Origin of the sequence: Cylindrospermum stagnale PCC 7417, from assembly GCF_000317535.1 — a bacterium.
Taxonomy (GTDB): domain Bacteria; phylum Cyanobacteriota; class Cyanobacteriia; order Cyanobacteriales; family Nostocaceae; genus Cylindrospermum; species Cylindrospermum stagnale.
This window is the reverse complement of sequence record NC_019757.1, coordinates 241,850-264,297: the sequence shown is the minus strand read 5'-3', so window position 1 is coordinate 264,297 and position 22,448 is coordinate 241,850. Positions and strand designations below refer to the sequence as shown.

Here is a 22,448-nt window from a genome sequence, read left to right as displayed (position 1 = left end):
TTTACTTTACAGCTAGGGCGTCTGGAAAATACCTGAGTGTAAATATCTCCAGATTTCCCCGGATGGCGGTTTGTTGTATAATAATATATTATTATGTTTATGGCTTAAATCGGTGAAAAATTTCAGCAGTAGTAATTGTTTGTCAAGGGCTAAAATCAGTTAACTTACATAACAAAGAAAATAAATGTTTCAAATTTATAAATATCTATTAAATTAGAGAAACATCTTAAAGAAATATTCAAATTTATTTAATATCTGCTATTGCCATTTAAAAAACATGCATATATTTTGTTGAATTGTTCCCAAAAATTGTCAATAACCTCTTAAAGGAGGAAGTCAGTTTGTCTAAATCCTATCGTGTAGCTATTTTGGGAGCAACTGGTGCTGTAGGCACAGAGTTGCTGGAATTACTGGAACACCGTAATTTTCCGGTTTCTGACTTAAGGTTGTTGGCATCAGAGCGAAGTGTGGGGCGGACACTGCGGTTTCGGGGGGAAAATCTAGCAGTCGAGCCTGTGAGCGATCGCGCTTTTGATCATGTGGATCTGGTGTTAGCTAGTGCCGGTGGTAGCGCATCCAAAACCTGGGCAAGAGTGGCTGTAGAAAAAGGCTCAGTAGTAATTGATAATTCTAGTGCCTTTCGGATGCACCCGGAAGTTCCACTGGTAGTGCCAGAGGTGAATCCACTAGCCGCAGCTAGCCACAAAGGGATTATTGCTAATCCCAACTGCACAACAATTTTAATGGCGATGGCAGTATGGCCTTTGCATCAAGTCAAACCAGTAAAACGCCTGGTGGTCGCAACCTACCAATCAGCTAGTGGTGCTGGCGCCAAAGCAATGGCAGAAGTGAAAACCCAAGCTAGTGCTATTCTACAAGGACAGCAGCCTGTTGCTGAGGTACTGCCTTACCCGTTGGCGTTTAATTTATTTCCCCATAACTCCCCATTAAACGATTTGGGATATTGTGAGGAAGAGATGAAAATGGTCAACGAAACTCGGAAAATATTTGGCAGCCAACAGATCAGAATCACGGCAACTTGTGTACGGGTTCCCGTACTCCGCGCCCATTCAGAAGCAATTAATCTAGAATTTGAAACGCCTTTTAGTCCAGATGAAGCTAGAGAGATATTAAGTCACTCCCCTGGAGTCAAATTGGTGGAAGATTGGGGGACTAATCATTTTCCCATGCCAATTGAAGCCAGCGGTCGGGATGAAGTTTTAGTGGGAAGAATTCGTCAAGACATCTCTCATCCGTGCGGCTTGGAACTTTGGCTATGTGGCGACCAAATTCGTAAGGGTGCAGCGTTGAATGCAGTACAAATAGCTGAGTTATTGGTAGAAAAAAACCTACTCAAATTGTCGGCAACAATTTACGCTTCCAGTTAGGAATAATAGAAAACTATGAGGTTGGGTTGCGGGAATGAAAGCTTTTCAAAGAGGAGAAAAAAATTCACGCAAATGTGTAAATCAGGCTTGCAAGCAATTTAGTAGCTAGGTTATGACAATAAAAATCCACCAAGGCACAAACAACAAACAGGGTTATCAGGAGTGAAAACAGGGTGGGAGATTTTGGCAGAGTTTTAACCGCTATGATTACGCCGTTTAAAGTCGACGGTAGCGTCGACTATGATGTAGCGGCAGAACTAGCAGCACATCTAGCTAGTAATGGCACAGATACATTGGTGGTGTGTGGTACAACGGGGGAATCCCCAACCCTGAGTTGGGATGAGGAGTACCAGTTGTTTGTCGAGGTTTTGCAGGCCGTGGCGGGTAAAGCCAAGGTGATTGCCGGATGTGGTTCTAATTCCACCAAAGAAGCGATCTCAGCAACCCAAAAGGCAGCTAAAATAGGAGTGCATGGTTCTTTACAAGTTGTTCCTTATTACAACAAACCGCCACAAGCGGGACTATATCAGCACTTTCAGGCAATAGCACAAGCCTGTCCCGACCTACCGATGTTGTTGTATAACGTTCCTGGTCGTACCGGTCAAAATCTTAGTTCAGAAACAGTTGCCCGATTAGCTGAGGTCAATAACATTGTTGGGATTAAGGAAGCCAGTGGGAGTTTAGACCAGGGCAGTGAAATTCGCCGCTTGACACCAAAAGAATTTCAGATCTACGCTGGAGATGATTCTTTAACCTTGCCCCTGTTAGCTATCGGGGCAAAGGGTGTGGTAAGTGTGGCTTCGCATCTGGTAGGAAACCAACTACAGCAGATGATCCAAGCCTTTAGTGCGGGGAAAATCCAAATTGCCACTGAGATTCATCTCCAACTCTTCCCCTTGTTTAAAGCTTTATTTCTAACTACAAATCCCATTCCAGTTAAGAAAGCACTAAAACTTCAAGGTTGGGAGGTTGGTTCCACTCGTCTGCCGCTTTGTGAAACTGACTCAGATATCTGTCAAAAGTTAGAGGCGGTGCTTCAAGAACTTAGTTTAGTGTAAGCGCAAATTTGAGCGGCAGCAATTTTATAGTTGCCAAAAATACATATAAATATGGGCAATACTTGTTACTAAGTAGCTAATTAAACATCTATGCTGCGACTGAATAGATAAACTGATGAATTCTTCAGTGTAAAGTCCATTTTATTCAACAAACAATTGAACATCTGAATTAAAACTTTAGCTGCTTTGGGACTACCGTCATAGACAGCTCGTGTTGTATTTCATACAAAAACGCTAACTATCAACTGATTAACTACACACAAAAATCACAGGAGCAAATGGCTAAAAACGAAGTTGACTCCGCCCTAAAAATTATTCCTTTGGGCGGCTTACACGAAATCGGTAAAAATACCTGTGTTTTCGAGTACGACGACGAAATCATCCTGTTAGATGCAGGATTGGCTTTTCCGACAGAGGCGATGCATGGAGTAAATATTGTCCTGCCAGATATGACTTATCTGCGGGAAAATCGCCACAAAATTAAAGGTATGGTCGTTACCCACGGTCATGAAGACCATATCGGTGGGATTGCTTTTCACCTCAAGCAGTTAGAAATCCCTGTAATTTATGGGCCGAGACTAGCAATGGCAATGCTAGAGGGTAAATTGGAAGAAGCAGGGGTGCGCGATCGCACAGAATTAAGAACAGTCCGCCCCCGTGATGTGGTGCGGATTGGTCAACATTTCTTTGTCGAATATATCCGCAACACCCACTCCATCGCGGATAGCTTCACTCTTGCCATCCATACACCCTTGGGCGTAGTTATCCACACTGGCGATTTTAAAATTGACCACACCCCAGTCGATGGTGAGAAATTTGATCTCCAACGCCTAGCGGAACACGGTGAAAAAGGTGTGCTTTGCTTGTTGAGTGATTCCACCAACTCAGAAGTACCAGGATTCACCCCTTCAGAACGTTCCGTTTATCCCAATCTTGACAGGGTATTCTCTCAAGCCACTGGGCGATTGTTTGTTACCACTTTTGCTTCCAGCGTGCATCGGATCAATATGATTTTGGATCTGGCACAGAAGCACAACCGGGTAGTGACAGTCGTCGGTCGTTCCATGCTCAACTTGATTGCCCATGCTCGCAATCTGGGTTACATCAAGTGCGAAGATAATCTGCTGCAACCGTTGCATGTTGTCCGCAGTATGCCAGATGAGAGGGTATTGGTTCTCACGACTGGTTCTCAGGGTGAAACGATGGCAGCTATGACCCGAATTGCCAATAAAGAACACCCCCACATCAAAATCCGCCAAGGAGATACGGTAGTATTCTCCGCCAACCCGATTCCCGGTAATACGATCGCTGTTGTCAACACCATCGATAAATTGATGATTCAGGGGGCAAAAGTAGTTTATGGAAGGGATAAAGGGATTCACGTTTCTGGTCACGGTTGTCAAGAAGACCAAAAACTGATGATTTCCTTAACTCGACCTAAATTCTTTGTGCCTGTTCATGGTGAACATCGGATGCTGGTGAAGCACTCGGAAACGGCTCAGAGTACGGGCATTCCCGCCGAAAATATGGTAATTATCCAGAATGGGGATGTGATAGAACTAACAGAAAATTCCCTCCGCGTTGTTGGTAAAGTGCCATCTGGTATCGAATTGGTGGATACTACCAGTTCTGGTATGGTGAGTGCCAAAGTGTTGCAAGAAAGGCAACGCATGGCTTCAGAAGGTCTTGTGACTATCGCCGCGGCGATTGATTGGAGTGGCAAATTGCTGGCAAAACCAGAAATTCATATGCGGGGTGTAGTCACAAGTTTCGAGCGATCGCTTTTACTAAAATGGGTACAACAGCGAATTGAAGAAATCCTCAGCGTCCGCTGGTCAGAGTTTTCTGCCGCAGAAGGTGAGCCAGCAGATATAGATTGGGGTGGATTGCAAGCAACTTTAGAGCGAGAATTGCAACGTTCCCTGCGTCGAGAGTTGCAATGTCAACCAACTGTGACTTTGTTGATGCAAATTCCTGAGGAACCACCTGTGAAAGTTGCTGACGGTAGAAGGCGCCGTACTCGGACTGCTGCTCAAGTAGCATCTTAATTTAGTTAGAATGAACCTCACGCAAAGGCGCAAAGACACAAAGTTGTTTTTAGCGTCTTTGCGTTTTTGTTAAAGAAGAATCATTTGCCTCTACTTTAGAAGCTAGTTATGGGTAGCCATCAAATTCGTCAAGAAAAATGGGAAACGATTCAAGAGAACCTGGAAAGAAGTTCAGAACTTTTAAATGAAGTTCAGGAATTAACAAATGAATTAAAAGAAGATTATAGCTATTCTAGTGCTGCAAGCGAAAGGAGAGAAAAGTTAGAGGAACTTTATTCAGATGTAGAACAAGCTTTGGTAATTCTGGAAAAAGCCCTGGAAATTTTGAATGATCGGTAATTATTAAGATTCAATGATTTATCTCTTGAGCGTGACAAGCTACTAGCGACTATGTTAGATCAAGCCAAAAAACCTGCTGTTTGATACCTGGGAAAAAAGTTAAGTGTGATCATTCGCGATCGCTTCTTTCTAAAAAGGAGCAAGATGAACATCCTCAATGAACCCACAGATAAACCAAAATTAGAGTAGAAAGTGTCAGGGGAACACCAAAGCGCAGATGCTCCCAAAAAGTCAACCTGTAACCTAAATCAGCCGCCGCTTCGACAACAATTAGGTTAGCTACTGAACCAAATAAAGTTAGATTACCAGCTAGAGTTGAACCCGCTGCCAGCAACAGCCAGAAATGGGTATCAGCGCGAGGTATTAAAGGTTGCAGCAAGAGTACAGCGGGAACATTAGAAATTAGATTAGATAAAATAACTGTCACACCCAAAAAGCTCACAGGTGAGTTAACTGCATGGGTGAATGGCTGGAGTAAATTTAACTTTTGTGTGACTCTCGTCAGGATAAACAGCCCAGAAAACATCACCAGCAGGTTCCAATCTACCTTTTTAAGGATGCGCTGGGGTTTGATGCGTCTTGTAATTAGCAACAAGCTAGCAGCAACTAAGGCAGATTCTGCTAAGGGCAAACCAAGGGCAAAGGCAATCAGCAACCCCGTAGTGATCACTAAGCTTTTATTAAACAAGGGTTTGTAAATGCGATCGCCTTTGGCGGGGCGTAGCCCATCGCTAGAGAGCGGGCGCTCCGCGCCATCGCCTTTGGCGGGGCGCAGCCCATCGCTAGCGGTGGGTAACTGCTGGCAAGGTTGAGTTGAGCGCACATCTGGATAAAGTAGCCACAGTAAACCCACCTGAATCACCAAGCCAGTTAAGGCAACTGGTGCGAGGACGCGCAAAAAATCTAGGTAGGGAATGCCTGAGAAGGAACCAATCAGAATATTTTGGGGATTACCGCTCAAAGTTGCTACTGAACCGACATTAGTTGCCCCAGCCACCGCTAGTAAATAGGGAATCGGATTTAATTTGAAAGACCTTGTTAAGCTCAAGGTTAGGGGTGTAAAAATCAGCGCCAGGGTGTCATTGAGAAAAAAGGCAGAGAGGATGCCACTGGCAAAAGTAAAAGCAATCAATAAGCCTAGAGGACTACGAGTAAAACTCAATAGCACTGACAAAGATCGCCGAAAAAACCCGGCGTAGGCTAAGTTAGCGTTAACGACCATCATGCTCAACAGAAACACGATGGTATTAGCATCAATCACTTGCCATGCCTCTTGCAAATTCAAAACACCCAGGGCAATGAGAAAGGCAGAGCCGACCAAGGCAATAGTAGCGCGGTTCATCCGTAAACCCGGAATGTAGCCTACAGCTAAACCTAGGTAAGTCAGTCCTAACACGCCATAGATCGCAAATTGCCCAAAAATCACTTTATTTATCGAACTATTATCAGCAGCGGTGTTTGAGATATAGACCGCGCAAAATTATTTATATCACTGATATTTATACTTATCGCAAACACTCACCGGAATGTTTGATGTTAACTTTTGTTAAAAATACGCCAAAACCTGTCTAATGACAGAGGTCTTCATTAGACTAATGACAGAGGTCTTCATCAGACTAATGACAGAGGTCTTCATTAGAATTTCAACTAAGTCAAGTTATGAACAAGATCATATTATTACACTACCCATCCCCGGAAAATTGCGTTTAACTTGACGTAGTCATATGTAGGTTCTGACTTTAAGTGGCCGCCTAAACATCATATTAATGTATCAGTCAGAACACGATTATTCCGGGAAAAGTCGTTGCCACGTTGTATATATTCATCAGTAAGATGAATACCCTCAAGAAAATAGAGGATTGACCATGAAGGTATTTAATTGTACCACAAAAAGAATTTTTCTCGCCAGCTGGGTTTCGATAAATCAAGCAGAGCCTAGTAACGCGCATCTCACCCAGCTGCATAGTTCTGTTTCCAAGTCTTACTGCGATCCTCTCCAACCCCTGCGAAAGTGGTTAGACAAACTTCAAGTTGGCGATCGCCAACAAGCACACCGTTTGTGCAAGATGATTCCGGCTCAATGCCCATTTGAGCGCGATGTCAAGTTATTTGGCAAAACCCTGTTTCACATTCCGCCAATGTGTAAACTAAATCCCTTATATGAAGAAGTAGTAGGCTTACGTTTCCGAGCAATGTGCTATCTAGCCGATGAATGCGGCGAGGATATTTCACAGTACTGCTAATAGGTAATAGGTAATTGGTAATGGGTAATTGGTAATGGGTAATTGGTAATAGTTTTTCTAATTACCAGTTACCCATTACTTATGACCAATGACTAATTTTTAATCCTTCTAACTTGCCATTTTTGGATAGCATCCTGAGCATCTTCATAAGCGGCTGTCACCTCTGGAACTAAAGCAGCGGTTTCAATTGCCGCATTGAGTTCTCCTTGAGCGGCGCGACTTTTGGCCAGGTCTAAAATTTTTTCACTCCATTTATTGATCGATTTTTGGGCAGCATCAAAACCTGGTTGACCTGGTGGTACTTTTTTGGCAACTTCGATAGCACGATTGTAGGTAGATGCCTGTCCTGGCTGAATTAAGCCATTAGCTGCTTCTAACAGGGTTTTGTTGCTGACATACTGCTTGGCCTCGAGCCGCCACTGCTTAATTGCTGCTTGTGCTTGGGGATAAAGGACTTCATCTTTAGTAATTAACTGAGCGGCGGCTACAGCATTTCCATACTGTCTTTGTTTAGCACGACCCTCGGCTAAATCTAAAATCATCTGGCTCCAAATCTGAATATTCTCCTGCGCTTGTTTGTAAAGCGGTTCGCCAGATTTAATCTTCTGGGCAGTAGCGATCGCCAAACTCAAATCACTAGCCTGAGTTTGTTTGAGGGACATTTTCCCTAGGTCTGACAATGCTTGGTTGCGCTTATTTGACTCGTCGAGAGTTGGAGCGATTTGGGATACCGATGGGTTTTTTAGTTCAACTGGTGCGGTGGTATGGGGGATGGAGTGAGTGTTGGGTAAAGTCTTGATAATCTGGCGCTCGCTAAGATCCGTCGTATTGGGCGATGCTGTGAATAACTCTTTAATCCGGAAACTTGACTGATTGCGGAGAAAATATGTGGCGATTAAACCTACTACCACCATGCTGCCACCACCCCACAATATAAACTGTTTCCACAATCTGGTATTTGCCTGATTTGAAGGCAATCGGGAGGCGTAGGCAATGCCTGAGGAGGGGATAAACCTTCCCACTGTGCTCAATTCTCCGGAAGTTGCCAGCATCCGATTGCTGTCTACAAGGGGCTGGGCCATTGGGGCGCCGGTTGACTCCAGGGCTACTTCTTGGCTGTAGGACTTCTTAAGCCCTGGAGAGGTCTTGCCCAGAGTAGTTTCCACCGTTCTGCCTTCTGCCCACCAAGCTCTATCTGTGGTTGAATTTCTAGGGGCCGTGTCTCCGAGGGGGGGAGCTGCCCGGTTAATGGCAAAGTTTTCTTCTGGATAAATAACTGAGTCTGGTTCAGGGTTACTGTCCACTGCCACCAAGGACGGCAAGATGGTTTGCTCCTTGGATGGGATTATAGTGACAGGGTTTTGGATCGGACGCCAATAGTGTTGACATAATTTTGGCGTTAGAGAATTCAGGTAGATTTCTAAATCCGCCAAGCTGCTGCCACTACCAGAACGTAAAGCTTCTAACAATGCTGCTGTAAAGAATCCGTGACCTAGTTCGCTACTTTCGTGGGAGAATTGCTCTGGTTGGCAAGAAATAATTGCCGCCAGTTGAAGTTCTTCGGCTAGTTCGATAATTTCTTGACCAACGGGGGCATCTGCTTGGGTGCCAAAAGCGCGGTTGATATCGAGTATGAGTAATACATTCAGTCCAGCCACTTGCAGACTTTGCATCAGCGATCGCACTTCTATGCCAGTCTCTTGCACAAGGTCAGGATTCGCGGACACTGGCATCAAGTAATCTTTTTCTTTGTAGTTGACGCCATAACCACTGAAGAATAACCATAGGTGGTCTTGCGGTTGCCAAGATGTTGCTGCCAATTCCTCCAGCAACACCAGAATATTTTCCTTAGTAGGAGAGGATGATTTCTCGCCAATCGGCGGTGAAGTATTTGTCATTAGCAGGCAGTTTTCGGGCAAAAAACCTGCTTCTGTCACCAATAAATCCTTTAGTGCCTCAGCATCTGCTTGAGCACAACTTAAAGGTTGAAATAACTGATATTGATTGATGCCAATTGCGATCGCCCAGTAATTTGCCATCCCGCTCTTTTTCGGTTGTTGTTTGCTTGCCTAAAATTGCGGCTGGCTTTGCTGAAAAAACAAAGCTAACCTATGTCTTATAGTCTAGGTGATGCTCGTCAAGATCGCCGATAAAATGTAACTCTTATTACATTATTTAATCGGAAAATACTTTCACTGGGTATTGGGTAATGAGTAATGGGTAATGGGAGAAGGCAATCTTAGAGACGAATTCAATAATTCCCGCTTGGATTGTCCTCCTAGCCCCCCTAGTCACCAGTAAAGAGTCCCTAGTCTCCAGAGTCACCAGTAAAGAGTAAGGAACTACAAGGTCATGATCAAGAGTTATGCCCACCAACCATCATCAATCATCCCCTTTCCAGTTATTAGCCAAATTGCCAGAAAAATCCGGATAGTTCAGTCCGGAGTTTTGCTCTTATTTACGGTTCCTTTATGGTTGGCGACTACAGCAATCGCCCCCCAGATTGTACGAGCTGAGACCGCTAGAGTTGACCTGGCAATTGACCGTCTACCGGATGAAAACTACGAAACCATTCTTAGAAGAGCAGAAGCGGCTGCTAGAGCAGCTGCTCAACGCAGCTTCGACCAAGACATATTGGTGACAGATGTTTCAATAATCGTCTCCGCACAAAATTATGGAGCGATCGCTCCAGTTCTAGCATTAGAAGTCACTCGCCCCCAATGGCGTTCGCGCCCAGACCCCCAACGCTGGGTAACTTACTTCAAAACTGCGCGATCGCTACTGTTCTTGGAACCAACGCCGGCAACTGTCAATCAAACCCCCACAGTTGCGCGTCCATCCGCAGTCATTAATGTAAACCCAACAACTCCTCCTCGATAGTTCCGGAGTCCCTAATCAGCAAGCAGACAAGTAGAAATCTTGAGTTCAGCCTGAACAGTGGTTGTCGCCGCTCAGAAATTCGGTAATTTTGAGTTGATTCTCGAATCCATTACCATTCTTAGTGTCAGTTGATGGCCTAGAATAAAAAGGTTGTCAAGAATCGCAATATCCGCTATCATGGCTGTTCCTAAGAAGAAAACGTCCAAATCCAAACGAGATAAACGCCGCGCCACCTGGACACACAAAGCCGTCGTTGAAGCTCAAAAAGCGCTCTCCCTAGGCAAATCGATTTTGTCTGGACGTTCCAAATTTGTCTATCCAAGTCCAGAAGAAGAGGAAGCAGAAGAGTAATAATTTCCCAGTCAGGAGGGGAATGGGGATCGGGTACTGGGTAATGGGAAATCCTTCTGATCCGCAATCCCCAATCTCTAATACCCAATCTCTAATCCCCGAAGATGAAATTTTTTCAGAAACCAGATAAGCAAGAAGGTGAACGTGTCCCTCCAGGTCAACACCTGGCTAAAGGGTTCCCTGTATTAACTTACGGTGAAACACCCCAAGTCAACATAGAGACATGGGAGTTTCGTGTTTGGGGTTTGGTAAAACCTGCCAGTTTTACCTGGTCAGATTTTATGTCACTACCTCAACACGAATTTACAGCAGACTTTCACTGTGTCACCCGTTGGTCTAAACTTGATGTTAAGTGGACTGGTATTAAGGTGACAGACTTCATGAGTCTGATTGATGTAGAACCCCAAGTAGCCCATGTGATGGAACATTGCTACGGCGGCTACACCACCAATATCTCAATGGCAGACTTTGCGCGATCAGAAAACTTCTTTGCCTTTAAAGTATTTAGTGAGCCGCTATCAGCTGAACATGGTGGCCCGATGCGGCTAGTTGTTCCTCATATTTACGCTTGGAAAAGTGCCAAGTGGATTAATGGTTTGGAGTTTTTAGAAAAAGAAAAACTGGGTTTTTGGGAGCGGAATGGTTATCACAGCCGTGGTGAACCTTGGGCGGAGGAACGTTACAGCGGCTCCTAATTGCTCTTTGATATAAATGTAAAACTCAAAACTTTAGCATTTGCTTCAGCCAAGGTAACTTGCCTTCGTAGGGAGCATATCGTAATTTTATATCCAACCAGAAAGGGTTTTGTAACACACCTTTGTGATGAGAAAAGGTGTCAAAACTGGCTTTGCCATGATAACTGCCAATACCACTATTTCCCACACCGCCGAATGGTAAAGATGAAACATTAAATTGGAGTACTGTTTCGTTGAGACAAACTCCACCAGATGAAGTTTCCTGTAAGATTCGCTGTTGCAGGTTTTTATTTTGGGAAAATAAGTATAAAGCCAAGGGTTTTGGTTGAGAATTAATTAAGGCGATCGCATCGGCGATATCTGTATATTCAATGATCGGCAGAATAGGTCCAAAAATTTCTGACTGCATTACTGGATCTGTTAAGGAAACATCATCTAGTAATGTGGGGGCGATATAAAGTTCCGCTAGATTGGTTTCACCACCAATAATAATTTTGCCCTGCTTCAAAAAATTACTTAATCTCTCGAAGTGTTTTTGAGTGATAATTCTGGCATAATCAGGACTTTTTTCGGGATTTTCTCCATAAAATTCTTTGAGGCATTTCCCCAGACTAACTGATAATTTCTCTTTAATATTTTGATTTACTAAAAGATAATCAGGGGCGATACAAGTTTGTCCGGCATTAAAAAACTTGCCCCAAATAATGCGTCTGGCAGTATGTTCAAGATGAATTTCAGCATCTACGATACAAGGATTTTTTCCACCTAATTCTAGGGTGACAGATGTAAGGTGTTTGGCTGCTGCTGCCATGATGATTTTGCCAACATCTGGGCTACCAGTAAAAAAGATATGGTCAAATTTTTCTACTAATAATTTTTGAGTTGTTTCTACACAACCTTCTACGACAGCAATATAGGCTGGTTCAAAATACTTTGTAATAATATCAGCTAATAAGCGAGAGGTATGAGCGGCAATTTCTGAAGGTTTGATAATTGCACAGTTTCCAGCAGCGATCGCACCTACTAAAGGTGATATAACTAACTGGAATGGATAGTTCCAAGCACCAATAATCAAAACCACTCCTAGAGGTTCTGGTTGAATTCTGGCTGAGGCGGGAAATAAGTAGAAAGGGACTGCGGCTTTCTTTGGCTTAGACCAATTTTTCAGGTGTTTAATTGCCTGGTCAATTTCTTTTAAAATAAAGATAATTTCGGCAGTAACAGCCTCAAGTATTGGTTTACGCAAATCCGCTTGCAATGCCTGGATAATAGCTTGTTCATTCTCAATGACTGCTTGCTTGATAGTTTTGAGTTTTTCTAGGCGAAAATTAATTTCTTTGGTCTTACCTGTGGAAAAATAAGCACGCTGGTGATGGATAATATCGTTAATTGATAATTTAGTTATCATCTGTGTTTTGCTAAAAAACTATTTTACATGATATCACCAAACTATATTTTAGTGATTAATTAGTAGTTCGTATTTATAGCTTAAAGATAAAGTTTTACTAAATGTTTTAGTGCTATACTTAATAAGTGATAGATGCTGATTTTTTCAGTAACAATCTATATTATTGTCTCATTATTTGATGGGTAGAATCACAATAAAAATACTACCTTTGCCTAACTCAGATTTTAGTAGAATTGTTCCTTTATGTGCCTCAACAATTCGGCGAGAAAGGTAAAGTCCTAAGCCGCTACCAGAACGCTTATGGCTGCCTTGGCGAAATCGGTCAAACAAACTGGCTTGTTCGTCAGGGGGAATACCTGGGCCTGTATCTGCTACCTCAATGGTAATGTAGTCACTCAAATTTGAGTTCACAAAACGCTCTGAGCGGTAGCTTTTGTCAGATTGAGATTCAGAACTGAGGCGAATAGTCACTGAACCGGAATCGGTAAATTTGATAGCATTGCCTACAAGGTTGGTGAATAGACGATGTAGTTCTAAGCGATCGCCTATAACTGTGTTTTTGGTTGACTCCTCAAAAAAGTCCAGATTGATTGATAGGGCTTTTTCTTGAGCTAAGGGGGTTAATTCTCCAGCCACTTCCTTGAGTAATTGGTCGAGATTAACTGGTTGAAGAGCCAGGGTTTTGCGACCTGCATCAAAGCGATAAACTTCTAATAAGGTATTGACCATAGCCAGCAGGTTAGAATTACTGCGAGCCATGATGGTGATTACTTCCTGCATTTGCGGTGATAACTTGCCTAAAGCACTTTGCAACAACAGCGTTAGCATCCGTTCAGCTGCTACTAAGGGGGTGCGTAAGTCGTGAGTGAGGCGAGAGACGAAATCTTCACGCTGGCGGGCTATTTCATCACGCTCATCGATGCTGTGTTTTAGCCGTAGGAGCGATCGCACTCGTGCCAGCAATTCATCTAATGTTACAGGTTTGCGGATAAAGTCATCAGCACCCAAATCTAAGCCGTGGGCGACGTTAGGGGCATCATGGGCTGTAATCAGCAGTATGGGGATATATTGCTGTAAGTTCATTTCTTTACGAATGCGTCTGGTGACTTCGTAGCCATCCATTCCCGGCATCATCAAATCTAGCAACACCAAGTCACAAGGAGATGCTTCCAGTTGTGCTAATGCCGACATACCATTTTCGGCGGTGCTAATTGTATAGCCTTCTTCCTCCAAAATCGTTTTGATCAAAAACACATTATCCGGAGAATCATCTACAACCAGAATTTTGTCAGAACGAGAAGATTTTGAACTCATAGGATAGCCATGTATAGGGCACTTTTGCAGTTTTCAGGGCAACACACCCGTAAAGCCAGGATAGCCCCCTGTAAGCATTCTAAACAATTTATTTTTTAATTTTGTTCTACAAAGATCGCCGTTAACCCTACTCCTGGGGTTCTGAATTTTTCTTTGGTGGTGCGAATGGTAGGGATTCTCGGGGTGTTTTGATCAAAACCCAATCGAGAAAGAGGACGAGAACTCGCATTTTTAGGAACTGGTTGAAGCGTTGGTAGTTTTCATCCTTCAGCACCCATGCAAAGATTTTTTCCAGCAGTAGCGTCAGGAGTACTTCAAGAGACTTGTTGAGTACCTGGGAAAATATAGTTCAATGCTTGCAAGTCATTTATAGAGTAAATATTAGATTTTATTTAAACTGAAATTTAACATTATTTCCTTGCCAATATTACATAATCATCTAAAGTATAGTTAGAATTATATTTTTGTCCAAGATACTTTTGTATTATTGGAGCCATATACCGCTGTTTAGGTAGTTTATCTTTAGCAAATTTGGTAAACTCAGCAGCAGAACAAGGATTTCTGGAAGCTCTAGATGTTATATATCTATACCAAATTAACTTTAAGCCTAGTTCAGAAACAAATTTAAGTACGATATTTTTTTCCTGTTCTTGGTCTTCGCTTGGTTGAAGATTATAATATTTGAATAATTTCTTATCCTGTATAACTAGCAGAACGTAACCTTGTTGATTTAAGCTCTTAGCAATTATTTGTTTATAGATATCATTAACCTGTAATGTTTTGCTTTTATCTGCAAAGAAACAGTGGGAAATTACGATGTAATCAAAAAAATTATTTGGTATATTACTAGATTGAACATCCCACATAAAGATGTCAGCAGTAACAAAGCGAAAGTAAGTATTTGCAGGGGTTATCCGTGACTCGATATATTTACGCCAAAATTGAAGCCCTCGATACTGGAAAGCATCTTGTTTTTCTAAAGAATAGTAAGATACATGCATTTGTGGAATCTCAAAAAAGCTGCTACAACTTTCGAGAAATAAAGCCAAACCATAAGCAGTTGTTCCTGGACCCGCTGCAATATCAAGGATATTAACTTTAGTTAATAGTAACCCATCTTGATAAATGAGAAACCAGGCTAAATAGAGACAATATACATTTTCTAAAAAATACTTCATAAAGTAGACATGAGGAGTCAGACTAAAACCATAGTCTGGATCTTGTCCAATTTTTAAGTTGTTAATATCCTCAAGAGCATCTACCAACTTAACTGCTAGTTGTTTATCAGACAACTTATTAAATTCTTCTTGGAGATATTCAACTAGCCTAGCTTCAAAATCTTCAAATATCCGCTCATCAATCCCAGTAGCTTGTAGTTTATGTTCATCATGCTGGACTAAATTAAAAACCTTGTAGATATATTTAACGAACTCGGCATCAGGTGTTAATAACAAATTATGATTTTGCTGAGATGCTTCTGTTAGTTGTTTCGTTAAAGTTTCTTTTTCTCGTTTATATTCCTGAGAATAACGTTCGAGTTGCAGTTTATCCCTAAATAGTTTTTCCAACCATGAGAAACTTGCACCAGATTTTTGAATCTCTTGCAAGAGTTGCACAGCACTTCGGATATCGCCACGGCTCAATGCTGACTTTAACTGCTGACTGCGCCACCAATTAGCAATAAAATTACTCATAACCAAATCCGTCTTTTCCTTCTTTAATTTCTACACCTGGAAGCCGAGAAACTAACTTTTGCTTAAACCTGATATAGCTTAATTGCTCATTTTCATACCACCAAGCATACTTTCGCTTAATTTCCTCAGCTTCTTCGCGGGTTGATGCCATCAAAGAACCTTTATGACTAGGGTGAAAATCTTGAATCACCACTCTATCGGCAATAGCTAATTTATCAATAAAAGCTGTTTCATCACTTGGTAAACTTGGAAGTAGCGGTGTTACAGTAATAGAAATTTTGGGAAGAAAGCCTTTAAAATTATCAATATTTTGTTTAATTTTATTAATAGCATTTAGTCTGGCTTTAATACTAGGCGAACGTGGTTCAAAATCTCTTCTCACCGATTCGCTACCAGTGGGAATACTCATATTAATTCGCAATCTTTGAAATCGTTGTAAATAATCAATATCTCTAGTAATAATTGGACTGCGAGTTTGAATTACTAAAGTTGGAGTTAGAAAACCATTATCTCTCACATCAAGCATCACCTCTAACAACCTACGAGTTAGCTGATGTTTAGATTCCAGAGGCTGATAAGGATCTGTAACGCTACTCATGTAAATTCTGGGCGGTTGATGAGGATTTTTCTTATACCATTTATTTAACTCTTTCTCTAAAATTTCCGCAGCATTTTCTTTAAAAATTACCCATTTACCCCAGTCTTGACGCATTTGAGTATTAGGGCTAAATGCAGCAGCATAGCAATAACTACAACCATATTGACAACCCCGATAAGGATTGAGAGTAAAGTCATAAGCAGCAATAAAACCAGTAGCTTTTGTTAATATCGATTTAGCATTTTGGGCGTAAACATTGGCATCCCCAAACTTTTCTTTAACTAATTTTGTTGGTGTGCTGTCGCTATAACCTTCATACTGTGGTTTTACCATGTTTATAGTTGATAATTTCCCGTAAAGAGGCAAAAAAGCTAAGAATAACGTTTAAATCTAGTTAAATCTAACTCTGCCAGATAAACAAACGTATATTCACGGACATTAACAAAATAGTGTTTTGCTCGCAGTGCTGCCACTAGCTGTAACCCTAATTCTGCTAGGCTGAAACTTGATATGTTATTTGGGTTGATTTTCTGGGAATATAGAATTACAGCCCTGTGTATCTACCAAAAAATATGACAGCTAAAGTGATTAGTATTTGCAACCTCAAGGGTGGAGTTGGCAAAACTACCCTTGTTATGGTATTGGCAGAATATTTGGCAGGCGATACAATGTACGGCAAGCGTGTACTTGCGATTGATCTTGATCCTCAGAGTAACTTGACTAGCGCCCTGATGTCTGAAGATATTTGGGAAAGACAATTTGAATTTAGAAAATTGACGTTACCTTATTTATTTCAAAATTATGAATATTTTTCAGAAAATGGTAATAACGATAAATTTATAGTTAAAGAAAATGTCTCAAATGTAAGAAACAAAAACTCTTTCAATTGTCTGCATCTAATACCAAGCAGTCCTAAATTATTTGAAATTCAGCAAGATTTACCACCAAGTTCAGTTTCTATACTTCGTCAGTTGCTCAATCCATTGTTAGAAAATTATGATTATATTTTAATAGACTGTCCACCAAGTATTAATAAAGTTGTTAATAGTGCATTTTATGTAAGTGACTTTTGTCTAATTCCCTGTGTACCAAATAGAATGTCTACTCACGGTTTAGATTTATTACTTGAACACATCGATAAGTTTAATAGAGATTACCAACACACCCTCAAATCTTTAGGAACATTAATTTGTCGTTATAACGGAACCATCGCCCAAACTGAGAGTTTAAATTTCATTATCGTTAATCCTTTTTTCCCCCCAGCTTTTTACACAAAAATTCCCGAAAGAGCAAAAATTGCCGAAAGTTTAAATTATAGTGTTCAGTTAACATACAAACAAAAATACGGTGATTCTCATGAATCGATGGTTAACCTAGCTAAAGAATTTATGCAGAGAGTAAATTACTGAATGGATGCATCAAGAATTACAAATTGATTTAGAGCGCCCGCGTTTTTCAGTCAAGCGATATAATAGCTATTAAAGTTGTTGAACAAGTAAGTAAAAATGGAAAGATTGCTAAATATCCACATTGAGAAGTTACCAGAAGGTGTTTATTTAGCCACTTCTGATGAGCTTCAAGGCTTAGTCGCTCAAGGAAGAACGGTTGCAGAAACTTTAGAAATTGCCCGTGATGTAGCACGTAAGTTGCTAGAAGCGCAATCTCAGGATAAAGAACCCGATTACTTGCAACCAATAGCCGAGCAATTTAACTATCCCTTAGTTGTAAGCCAGTAGTCAATTCATGGGACGGTTATCTGGCTTTAGCTACAGACAAATTGTCAAAATTATCAAATCCTTTGGCTTTATTTTTCATCGTCAAGCCGCAGGAAGTCACGAAATTTGGTTTAATCCTGAAACTAATCGTTATGCTACTATCCCCAATCATTCTGGTGATATGCCAGAAGGAACATTACGTGGAATTTTGAAGCAAGCTGGTATTGAGCCAGAGGAGTTTATTAACCGCTCTTAGTGTTGCTTTTATAACTTTATCAACCCCTTTCCTGCTGTTCTAACCAAGCTACCAAATCAGCAACTTCAGAAAAATCAAACAACGCTTCTCCTAATTCCTCTAACTCTTCAACAGATAAATTGCGAACCTGCTCAAGTGATGATGCGTCAATATCACCAAAACGCCGTTTAAGCTGACGGCTGATTAGTTTAAACGCTTCCTTTTGAACAATATCTTGATAAATTACAGATTCTTTCATAATATCCTCCCGCAAAAATTGACGAACCAAATCCTTTTCAAACCGTAAACCCGCCAGAATTTCTACACAACCGGCGATATTTTGGCGCTGCTCCCTATCTGGAATTGTAGCGACTTGTTCCGCAACTTGCGCTAGTAAAGCTGGTGGTGAGTCAGTTTGCGTCAAAGTTGCTAAAGGTAACAGTGCAGGATTTGCTAAAAACGGCGTTGAATCTTGTTCCCAAAGACGGATAACCTGATATTGATGAGTTGTTGTGTTATCTCGGTATTCTTGAGTAAAAGCCACCTCTTTATCAGTTTCCTGCAAAAATATCAACACCTGAGTAACAGGACATTTATACTGACGCTTCAACCTGACAGAATAATCAAGCATTCGGAAATTAAGCGGCGTTTTAGACTTGGGTAAAGTTTGAAATTCAATATGCAAAATTTGGTTAGCTGTTTGCAAAAACGTTACAGAATCAGCGCGAATTGGTTCAAGAGTTAATTCTGTTTTCAGTACTTCAATTTGTGGCGGTTCTACCCCCAACAACCAACGCACAAAATCAGCAGGGTACTGTTCAGCTAAATATTTACAAGCATTATCGTAACTCAAATTTTTCTATTTTCCTATTCCAAGGGTGCGTTACACAAAGTTGACGAACCAATTTTTTCTGTTGATATATTGCGGTGCGTTATGCTGTCGCTAACGCACCCTACTATTTTCATAATTAATAGTTGATAATATCATTTAGTTAGATTTAAATGGACTTGTTTATGATGTGGTTTGCACAAAAGTTGCAAATCTTCGTATCTTTCGCAACCCAAGTTTTTATAATGCAAATGGTGAACTTGAAGTTCTGAATCCCAATCTGTTCCATAATAAGATTCACCACCATGATGATATAGGCACTCATTACAAATAGCACCCTCAAGTAGAATCATGGCAGAGCGAACACGCCGCCAATGTGAACTTCTTAAATAATTTGAATAAGGTATTTTTTTAAAATAAGCTTGTTCTTCCGGTGTAGAATTAATATTTAAATTAAACCATAAACCTTTTGCAGCAGTTTGAATTTTTCCATTCCATCCTTGGATTATATCTTCTATCAATAAAATTCCGACATCTTGTAATAGTTGTCCTTCTTTATCAGTTGGATACGAAAGTTGTTTAATTAAAATTTGCTGGCCGTTAAAATGTTTTTCTAAATCTGATGAATTTTGTTTCCATTTTTGCCAGCTTTGATAATACTTTTCATCTTGATCTAATTCCTCAATAAACTTAATATTGATATGATTTTCATAGCAAAATTCACGAAATTCTACTAAACAATGGCGATTATATTGGTATCTATAAAACCTCATACCACAACGTTTATAAAGTTCACACCATCTGATATAGCAATATTCAATGTTAATTTTGCTATCCTGAAAATGAGAAATAAAATCATCTTTTGACAAAGGGGTAAATTCAAACCATTCAAATTGAGCCATAGTTATTGATTAAATGCGGTAATACCCTTAATTAAGCTTATTATAATTGTATTTTTTATTCCTTCCTTCTTCTCTAGAGAATTTTTACTTTTACTAATTTTTCTTCAATTTTTCTTCGCGCTCTATCTCTTCGAGACGCTACGCGTTAGCGAAGCTTTCGCTTTAGCGATACGTGCCTTCGCGGTTCATTAAACAAAAAAAACAGCCGCCTCCTTGCGGAAGCAGCCGTTTTCAAAATTAGGGGACTTAAAAAATCTTAGTAATCGAAGTCTCCGCCACCCATACCACCGCCAGCGCCAGCAGGAGCGCCATCCTTAGGCTCAGGTTTGTCAACTACGATACATTCGGTTGTCAACACCATGCCAGCGATAGAAGCAGCATTTTGCAGTGCGGAACGAGTTACTTTAGCAGGGTCAACAATACCAGCTTCCAGCAAATCAACGAATTCGTTGGTTGCGGCGTTATAGCCAATGTTGAAATCCTTCTCTTTCACACGTTCAGCAATTACAGCGCCATTCTGACCGGCGTTTTCTGCGATTCTCTTCAGAGGAGCAGGTAATGCACGAGCGACAATCAAAGCACCAATCAACTCTTCATCTTTGAGGTTACCCTTAGCCCAAACTTCTAATTCAGGAGCTAGGTGAGCCAGAGTTGTACCACCACCGGGAACGATACCTTCTTCCACAGCAGCCTTGGTGGCGTTGATAGCGTCTTCTAAACGCAGCTTTTTGTCTTTCATTTCGGTTTCGGTGGCTGCACCCACTTTCACCACGGCGACACCACCAGCTAACTTAGCGAGACGCTCTTGTAGCTTTTCTTTGTCGTAGGAAGATTCGGTTTCGTCCATTTGGCGACGAATTTGCTCGATGCGGGCTTTAACGCCAACTTCGTTACCTTCGGCAACAATTGTGGTGCTGTCTTTGGTAATGGTGATGCGGCGTGCTTTACCGAGGCTTTCTAGCTTGGTGTTATCCAGCTTCAAACCAGCATCTTCAGTGATTAATTGACCACCGGTGAGGATGGCGATATCTTCTAGAAGGGCTTTGCGGCGATCGCCAAAACCAGGAGCTTTGACAGCAGCAACGTTGAGTACACCGCGTAAACGGTTAACCACCAAGGTTGCTAAAGCTTCTTTTTCAATATCTTCGGCGATAATTACCAAAGGACGACCAGAGCGAGCTACTTGCTCAAGTACAGGTACGAGGTCTTGTACGAGGGCAATTTTCTTGTCGGTCAGCAGCAGGTAAGGCTCATCGAAAACTGCTTCCATCCGCTCTGCGTCGGTTGCGAAGTAGGGGGAGATGTAGCCTTTATCAAAGCGCATCCCTTCGGTGATTTCGAGTTCGGTGGTCATCGATTTCCCTTCTTCTAGGGAAATTACGCCTTCCTTACCGACTTTGTCCATAGCTTGAGCAATCATCTGACCGACTTCTTCGTCGTTACCAGCCGAGATTGCTGCAACTTGGGCGATCGCTTTAGAATCTTCTACAGGACGAGCGTGTTCAGCAATTTTCTCGACAAGGAAAGCGGTTGCTTTGTCAATACCGCGCTTCAGCAAAATTGCATTGGCGCCAGCAGCAACGTTCCGCAAGCCTTCTTTGACGATCGCATGAGCTAAAACTGTAGCGGTGGTGGTACCATCACCCGCAGCGTCGTTTGTTTTAGAAGCAGCTTGACGAATCAGAGCTACTCCAGTGTTTTCAATATGGTCTTCTAATTCGATTTCTTTAGCGATGGTGACACCGTCATTAACGATTTGCGGTGCGCCAAATTTCTTCTCTAGAACTACGTTACGGCCTCTGGGGCCAAGAGTAACGGCTACAGCCTCAGCTAAGATGTCAATGCCTCGTTCCAAGGCACGACGGGCGTTTTCGTTGTATATGATGCGCTTTGCCATAAATATCTCTAATTCAGGGGGTAAGTCAAATTTGTCTTGAAATGGGGATTGGGGGTTGGAAATTGGGGATTAGGCACTCTGTCCTAATACTTGATCACCGCAGCCCCTGATCAACCATTTAAATCACGACTGCTAAAATGTCTTTTTCAGAAAGCAGTACATATTCTTCTGTGCCGAGCTTGATGTCGGTGCCAGCGTACTTGGAGTACAACACCTTATCGCCGACTTTAATTTCCAATTCTTGACGTCCACCGTCGTCGTTACGCTTGCCTGGTCCAAGGGCGACTACTTCCCCTACCTGGGGCTTTTCCTTGGCGGTGTCGGGCAAGTAAAGACCACCTGCGGTCTTTTCTTCCGAGGCGCTCACTTTCACGAAAACGCGATCGCCTAATGGTTTAACTGTAGAAACGGTTAGAGATAAAGCTGCCATACAAATATTTCTCCAGAGTTAGCACTCTCAACTCCTGAGTGCTAATTTAGCGAAAAGAGCCTAGCAATAGCAACATTACCTGGTGTACGGGTTCCCGAACTAGGAGAGGGCAAGGGTACTTAAAGTATTAATACTTAATTATTCCTATCTTTCGGGTTCTGTTGTGTAAGTTACGAATATTTTTATATAGACAACTTTATTTGCAAAGTGGGGAAATTGTTATAGAACTGTAATCAGGGAGCCGCTCGATGAGTAACAATACAGTGATCCAGTCTAGCCATCCCATCCCCAAAGCTACTAAATCCCTGGAACGTAAGGACCTAAGTAATTGTGTAGAAACTCTTGAACATGCATTGATTCAGCGACGCCTTTTTATTGGTTCTGACTCAACAGTTGCAAACTGCTGCTCAAAACAAGCTAGTCT

General features: G+C 41.7%; 21 protein-coding genes. 11 read left to right on the top strand and 10 right to left on the bottom strand.

The window, feature by feature from the left end:
- Positions 1 to 341 precede the first annotated feature (341 nt).
- The 4 genes from CYLST_RS01200 to CYLST_RS01185 all read left to right on the top strand — a co-directional run bounded on the left by CYLST_RS01200 (position 342) and on the right by CYLST_RS01185 (position 4,833).
- Positions 342 to 1,388, top strand: coding sequence for an aspartate-semialdehyde dehydrogenase (locus CYLST_RS01200; protein ID WP_015205885.1), 1,047 nt, complete (start codon positions 342 to 344; stop codon positions 1,386 to 1,388).
- Positions 1,389 to 1,561: 173 nt separating this feature from the next.
- Positions 1,562 to 2,446, top strand: coding sequence for a 4-hydroxy-tetrahydrodipicolinate synthase (dapA, locus tag CYLST_RS01195; protein ID WP_015205884.1), 885 nt, complete (start codon positions 1,562 to 1,564; stop codon positions 2,444 to 2,446).
- 278 nt (positions 2,447 to 2,724) lie between these two features.
- Positions 2,725 to 4,494, top strand: a complete 1,770-nt coding sequence (locus CYLST_RS01190) for a ribonuclease J (RefSeq protein ID WP_015205883.1) — start codon at positions 2,725 to 2,727, stop codon at positions 4,492 to 4,494.
- A 108-nt stretch (positions 4,495 to 4,602) separates the two neighbouring features.
- Positions 4,603 to 4,833 carry a hypothetical protein gene (locus CYLST_RS01185; RefSeq protein WP_015205882.1) on the top strand — a complete coding sequence of 77 codons (231 nt, stop codon included), beginning with the start codon at positions 4,603 to 4,605 and terminating at the stop codon, positions 4,831 to 4,833.
- A gap of 154 nt (positions 4,834 to 4,987) precedes the next feature.
- Here CYLST_RS01185 and CYLST_RS01180 read toward each other — a convergent pair whose 3' ends face one another.
- The gene (locus tag CYLST_RS01180; RefSeq protein ID WP_015205881.1) at positions 4,988 to 6,259 is read right to left on the bottom strand and encodes an anion transporter; all 1,272 of its coding nucleotides are present in this window, start codon (positions 6,257 to 6,259) and stop codon (positions 4,988 to 4,990) included.
- A gap of 439 nt (positions 6,260 to 6,698) precedes the next feature.
- On the opposite strand from CYLST_RS01180, the gene CYLST_RS01175 reads away from it, so the two are divergent.
- Entirely contained in the window at positions 6,699 to 7,076 is a 378-nt protein-coding gene (locus CYLST_RS01175; protein ID WP_015205880.1) for a Mo-dependent nitrogenase C-terminal domain-containing protein, read from the top strand.
- Between the two features lie 92 nt (positions 7,077 to 7,168).
- On the opposite strand, the gene CYLST_RS01170 is transcribed toward CYLST_RS01175, so the two are convergent.
- Positions 7,169 to 9,115 (bottom strand): caspase family protein, encoded by a 1,947-nt coding sequence (locus tag CYLST_RS01170; protein WP_015205879.1) that lies wholly within the window; start codon positions 9,113 to 9,115, stop codon positions 7,169 to 7,171.
- Positions 9,116 to 9,428: 313 nt separating this feature from the next.
- On the opposite strand from CYLST_RS01170, the gene CYLST_RS01165 reads away from it, so the two are divergent.
- The 3 genes from CYLST_RS01165 to CYLST_RS01155 all read left to right on the top strand — a co-directional run bounded on the left by CYLST_RS01165 (position 9,429) and on the right by CYLST_RS01155 (position 11,002).
- On the top strand, positions 9,429 to 9,956 hold the full coding sequence (locus CYLST_RS01165) for a hypothetical protein (protein WP_015205878.1): 528 nt from the start codon (positions 9,429 to 9,431) through the stop codon (positions 9,954 to 9,956).
- Between the two features lie 177 nt (positions 9,957 to 10,133).
- Positions 10,134 to 10,307 carry a 50S ribosomal protein L32 gene (gene rpmF, locus CYLST_RS01160; protein ID WP_015205877.1) on the top strand — a complete coding sequence of 58 codons (174 nt, stop codon included), beginning with the start codon at positions 10,134 to 10,136 and terminating at the stop codon, positions 10,305 to 10,307.
- A gap of 104 nt (positions 10,308 to 10,411) precedes the next feature.
- Complete coding sequence (locus CYLST_RS01155; protein WP_015205875.1) at positions 10,412 to 11,002, top strand: sulfite oxidase-like oxidoreductase; 591 nt, start codon at positions 10,412 to 10,414, stop codon at positions 11,000 to 11,002.
- A gap of 25 nt (positions 11,003 to 11,027) precedes the next feature.
- Here CYLST_RS01155 and CYLST_RS01150 read toward each other — a convergent pair whose 3' ends face one another.
- The 4 genes from CYLST_RS01150 to CYLST_RS01135 form a co-directional block, all read right to left on the bottom strand.
- Positions 11,028 to 12,410, bottom strand: a complete 1,383-nt coding sequence (locus CYLST_RS01150) for an aldehyde dehydrogenase (protein ID WP_015205874.1) — start codon at positions 12,408 to 12,410, stop codon at positions 11,028 to 11,030.
- A gap of 171 nt (positions 12,411 to 12,581) precedes the next feature.
- The gene (locus CYLST_RS01145; RefSeq protein WP_015205873.1) at positions 12,582 to 13,724 is read right to left on the bottom strand and encodes a hybrid sensor histidine kinase/response regulator; all 1,143 of its coding nucleotides are present in this window, start codon (positions 13,722 to 13,724) and stop codon (positions 12,582 to 12,584) included.
- A 410-nt stretch (positions 13,725 to 14,134) separates the two neighbouring features.
- The gene (locus CYLST_RS01140) at positions 14,135 to 15,418 is read right to left on the bottom strand and encodes a hypothetical protein (RefSeq protein ID WP_015205872.1); all 1,284 of its coding nucleotides are present in this window, start codon (positions 15,416 to 15,418) and stop codon (positions 14,135 to 14,137) included.
- The gene (locus CYLST_RS01135; RefSeq protein WP_015205871.1) at positions 15,411 to 16,349 is read right to left on the bottom strand and encodes an SPL family radical SAM protein; all 939 of its coding nucleotides are present in this window, start codon (positions 16,347 to 16,349) and stop codon (positions 15,411 to 15,413) included. Before CYLST_RS01135 ends, CYLST_RS01140 begins: the two co-directional genes overlap by 8 nt.
- Before the next feature lie 239 nt (positions 16,350 to 16,588).
- On the opposite strand from CYLST_RS01135, the gene CYLST_RS01130 reads away from it, so the two are divergent.
- The 3 genes from CYLST_RS01130 to CYLST_RS01120 all read left to right on the top strand — a co-directional run bounded on the left by CYLST_RS01130 (position 16,589) and on the right by CYLST_RS01120 (position 17,987).
- Positions 16,589 to 17,425, top strand: a complete 837-nt coding sequence (locus CYLST_RS01130; RefSeq protein WP_015205870.1) for a ParA family protein — start codon at positions 16,589 to 16,591, stop codon at positions 17,423 to 17,425.
- 96 nt (positions 17,426 to 17,521) lie between these two features.
- Complete coding sequence (locus tag CYLST_RS01125) at positions 17,522 to 17,752, top strand: type II toxin-antitoxin system HicB family antitoxin (RefSeq protein WP_015205869.1); 231 nt, start codon at positions 17,522 to 17,524, stop codon at positions 17,750 to 17,752.
- A 7-nt stretch (positions 17,753 to 17,759) separates the two neighbouring features.
- Positions 17,760 to 17,987, top strand: coding sequence for a type II toxin-antitoxin system HicA family toxin (locus CYLST_RS01120; RefSeq protein WP_015205868.1), 228 nt, complete (start codon positions 17,760 to 17,762; stop codon positions 17,985 to 17,987).
- A 19-nt stretch (positions 17,988 to 18,006) separates the two neighbouring features.
- Here CYLST_RS01120 and CYLST_RS01115 read toward each other — a convergent pair whose 3' ends face one another.
- The 4 genes from CYLST_RS01115 to groES all read right to left on the bottom strand — a co-directional run bounded on the left by CYLST_RS01115 (position 18,007) and on the right by groES (position 22,024).
- Positions 18,007 to 18,819, bottom strand: coding sequence for a DUF4351 domain-containing protein (locus tag CYLST_RS01115; protein WP_015205867.1), 813 nt, complete (start codon positions 18,817 to 18,819; stop codon positions 18,007 to 18,009).
- A 131-nt stretch (positions 18,820 to 18,950) separates the two neighbouring features.
- Complete coding sequence (locus CYLST_RS01110; RefSeq protein ID WP_015205866.1) at positions 18,951 to 19,697, bottom strand: HNH endonuclease; 747 nt, start codon at positions 19,695 to 19,697, stop codon at positions 18,951 to 18,953.
- A 256-nt stretch (positions 19,698 to 19,953) separates the two neighbouring features.
- Positions 19,954 to 21,594 carry a chaperonin GroEL gene (gene groL, locus CYLST_RS01105; protein ID WP_015205865.1) on the bottom strand — a complete coding sequence of 547 codons (1,641 nt, stop codon included), beginning with the start codon at positions 21,592 to 21,594 and terminating at the stop codon, positions 19,954 to 19,956.
- Between the two features lie 118 nt (positions 21,595 to 21,712).
- Positions 21,713 to 22,024 carry a co-chaperone GroES gene (gene groES / locus CYLST_RS01100; RefSeq protein WP_015205864.1) on the bottom strand — a complete coding sequence of 104 codons (312 nt, stop codon included), beginning with the start codon at positions 22,022 to 22,024 and terminating at the stop codon, positions 21,713 to 21,715.
- Positions 22,025 to 22,448: the final 424 nt, after the last annotated feature.

Bases quoted from the DNA above. Each gene is read 5' to 3' on its own strand.
- CYLST_RS01110 (WP_015205866.1), bottom strand. From the start codon at position 19,697: ATGGCTCAATTTGAATGGTTTGAATTTACCCCTTTGTCAAAAGATGAT.
- CYLST_RS01190 (WP_015205883.1), top strand. From the start codon at position 2,725: ATGGCTAAAAACGAAGTTGACTCCGCCCTAAAAATTATTCCTTTGGGC.
- rpmF (WP_015205877.1), top strand. From the start codon at position 10,134: ATGGCTGTTCCTAAGAAGAAAACGTCCAAATCCAAACGAGATAAACGC.
- CYLST_RS01185 (WP_015205882.1), top strand. From the start codon at position 4,603: ATGGGTAGCCATCAAATTCGTCAAGAAAAATGGGAAACGATTCAAGAG.
- CYLST_RS01120 (WP_015205868.1), top strand. From the start codon at position 17,760: ATGGGACGGTTATCTGGCTTTAGCTACAGACAAATTGTCAAAATTATC.
- CYLST_RS01150 (WP_015205874.1), bottom strand. From the start codon at position 12,410: ATGATAACTAAATTATCAATTAACGATATTATCCATCACCAGCGTGCT.
- CYLST_RS01155 (WP_015205875.1), top strand. From the start codon at position 10,412: ATGAAATTTTTTCAGAAACCAGATAAGCAAGAAGGTGAACGTGTCCCT.
- CYLST_RS01165 (WP_015205878.1), top strand. From the start codon at position 9,429: ATGATCAAGAGTTATGCCCACCAACCATCATCAATCATCCCCTTTCCA.
- CYLST_RS01145 (WP_015205873.1), bottom strand. From the start codon at position 13,724: ATGAGTTCAAAATCTTCTCGTTCTGACAAAATTCTGGTTGTAGATGAT.
- CYLST_RS01130 (WP_015205870.1), top strand. From the start codon at position 16,589: ATGACAGCTAAAGTGATTAGTATTTGCAACCTCAAGGGTGGAGTTGGC.
- CYLST_RS01175 (WP_015205880.1), top strand. From the start codon at position 6,699: ATGAAGGTATTTAATTGTACCACAAAAAGAATTTTTCTCGCCAGCTGG.
- groES (WP_015205864.1), bottom strand. From the start codon at position 22,024: ATGGCAGCTTTATCTCTAACCGTTTCTACAGTTAAACCATTAGGCGAT.
- CYLST_RS01170 (WP_015205879.1), bottom strand. From the start codon at position 9,115: ATGGCAAATTACTGGGCGATCGCAATTGGCATCAATCAATATCAGTTA.
- CYLST_RS01135 (WP_015205871.1), bottom strand. From the start codon at position 16,349: ATGGTAAAACCACAGTATGAAGGTTATAGCGACAGCACACCAACAAAA.
- groL (WP_015205865.1), bottom strand. From the start codon at position 21,594: ATGGCAAAGCGCATCATATACAACGAAAACGCCCGTCGTGCCTTGGAA.
- CYLST_RS01125 (WP_015205869.1), top strand. From the start codon at position 17,522: ATGGAAAGATTGCTAAATATCCACATTGAGAAGTTACCAGAAGGTGTT.
- CYLST_RS01140 (WP_015205872.1), bottom strand. From the start codon at position 15,418: ATGAGTAATTTTATTGCTAATTGGTGGCGCAGTCAGCAGTTAAAGTCA.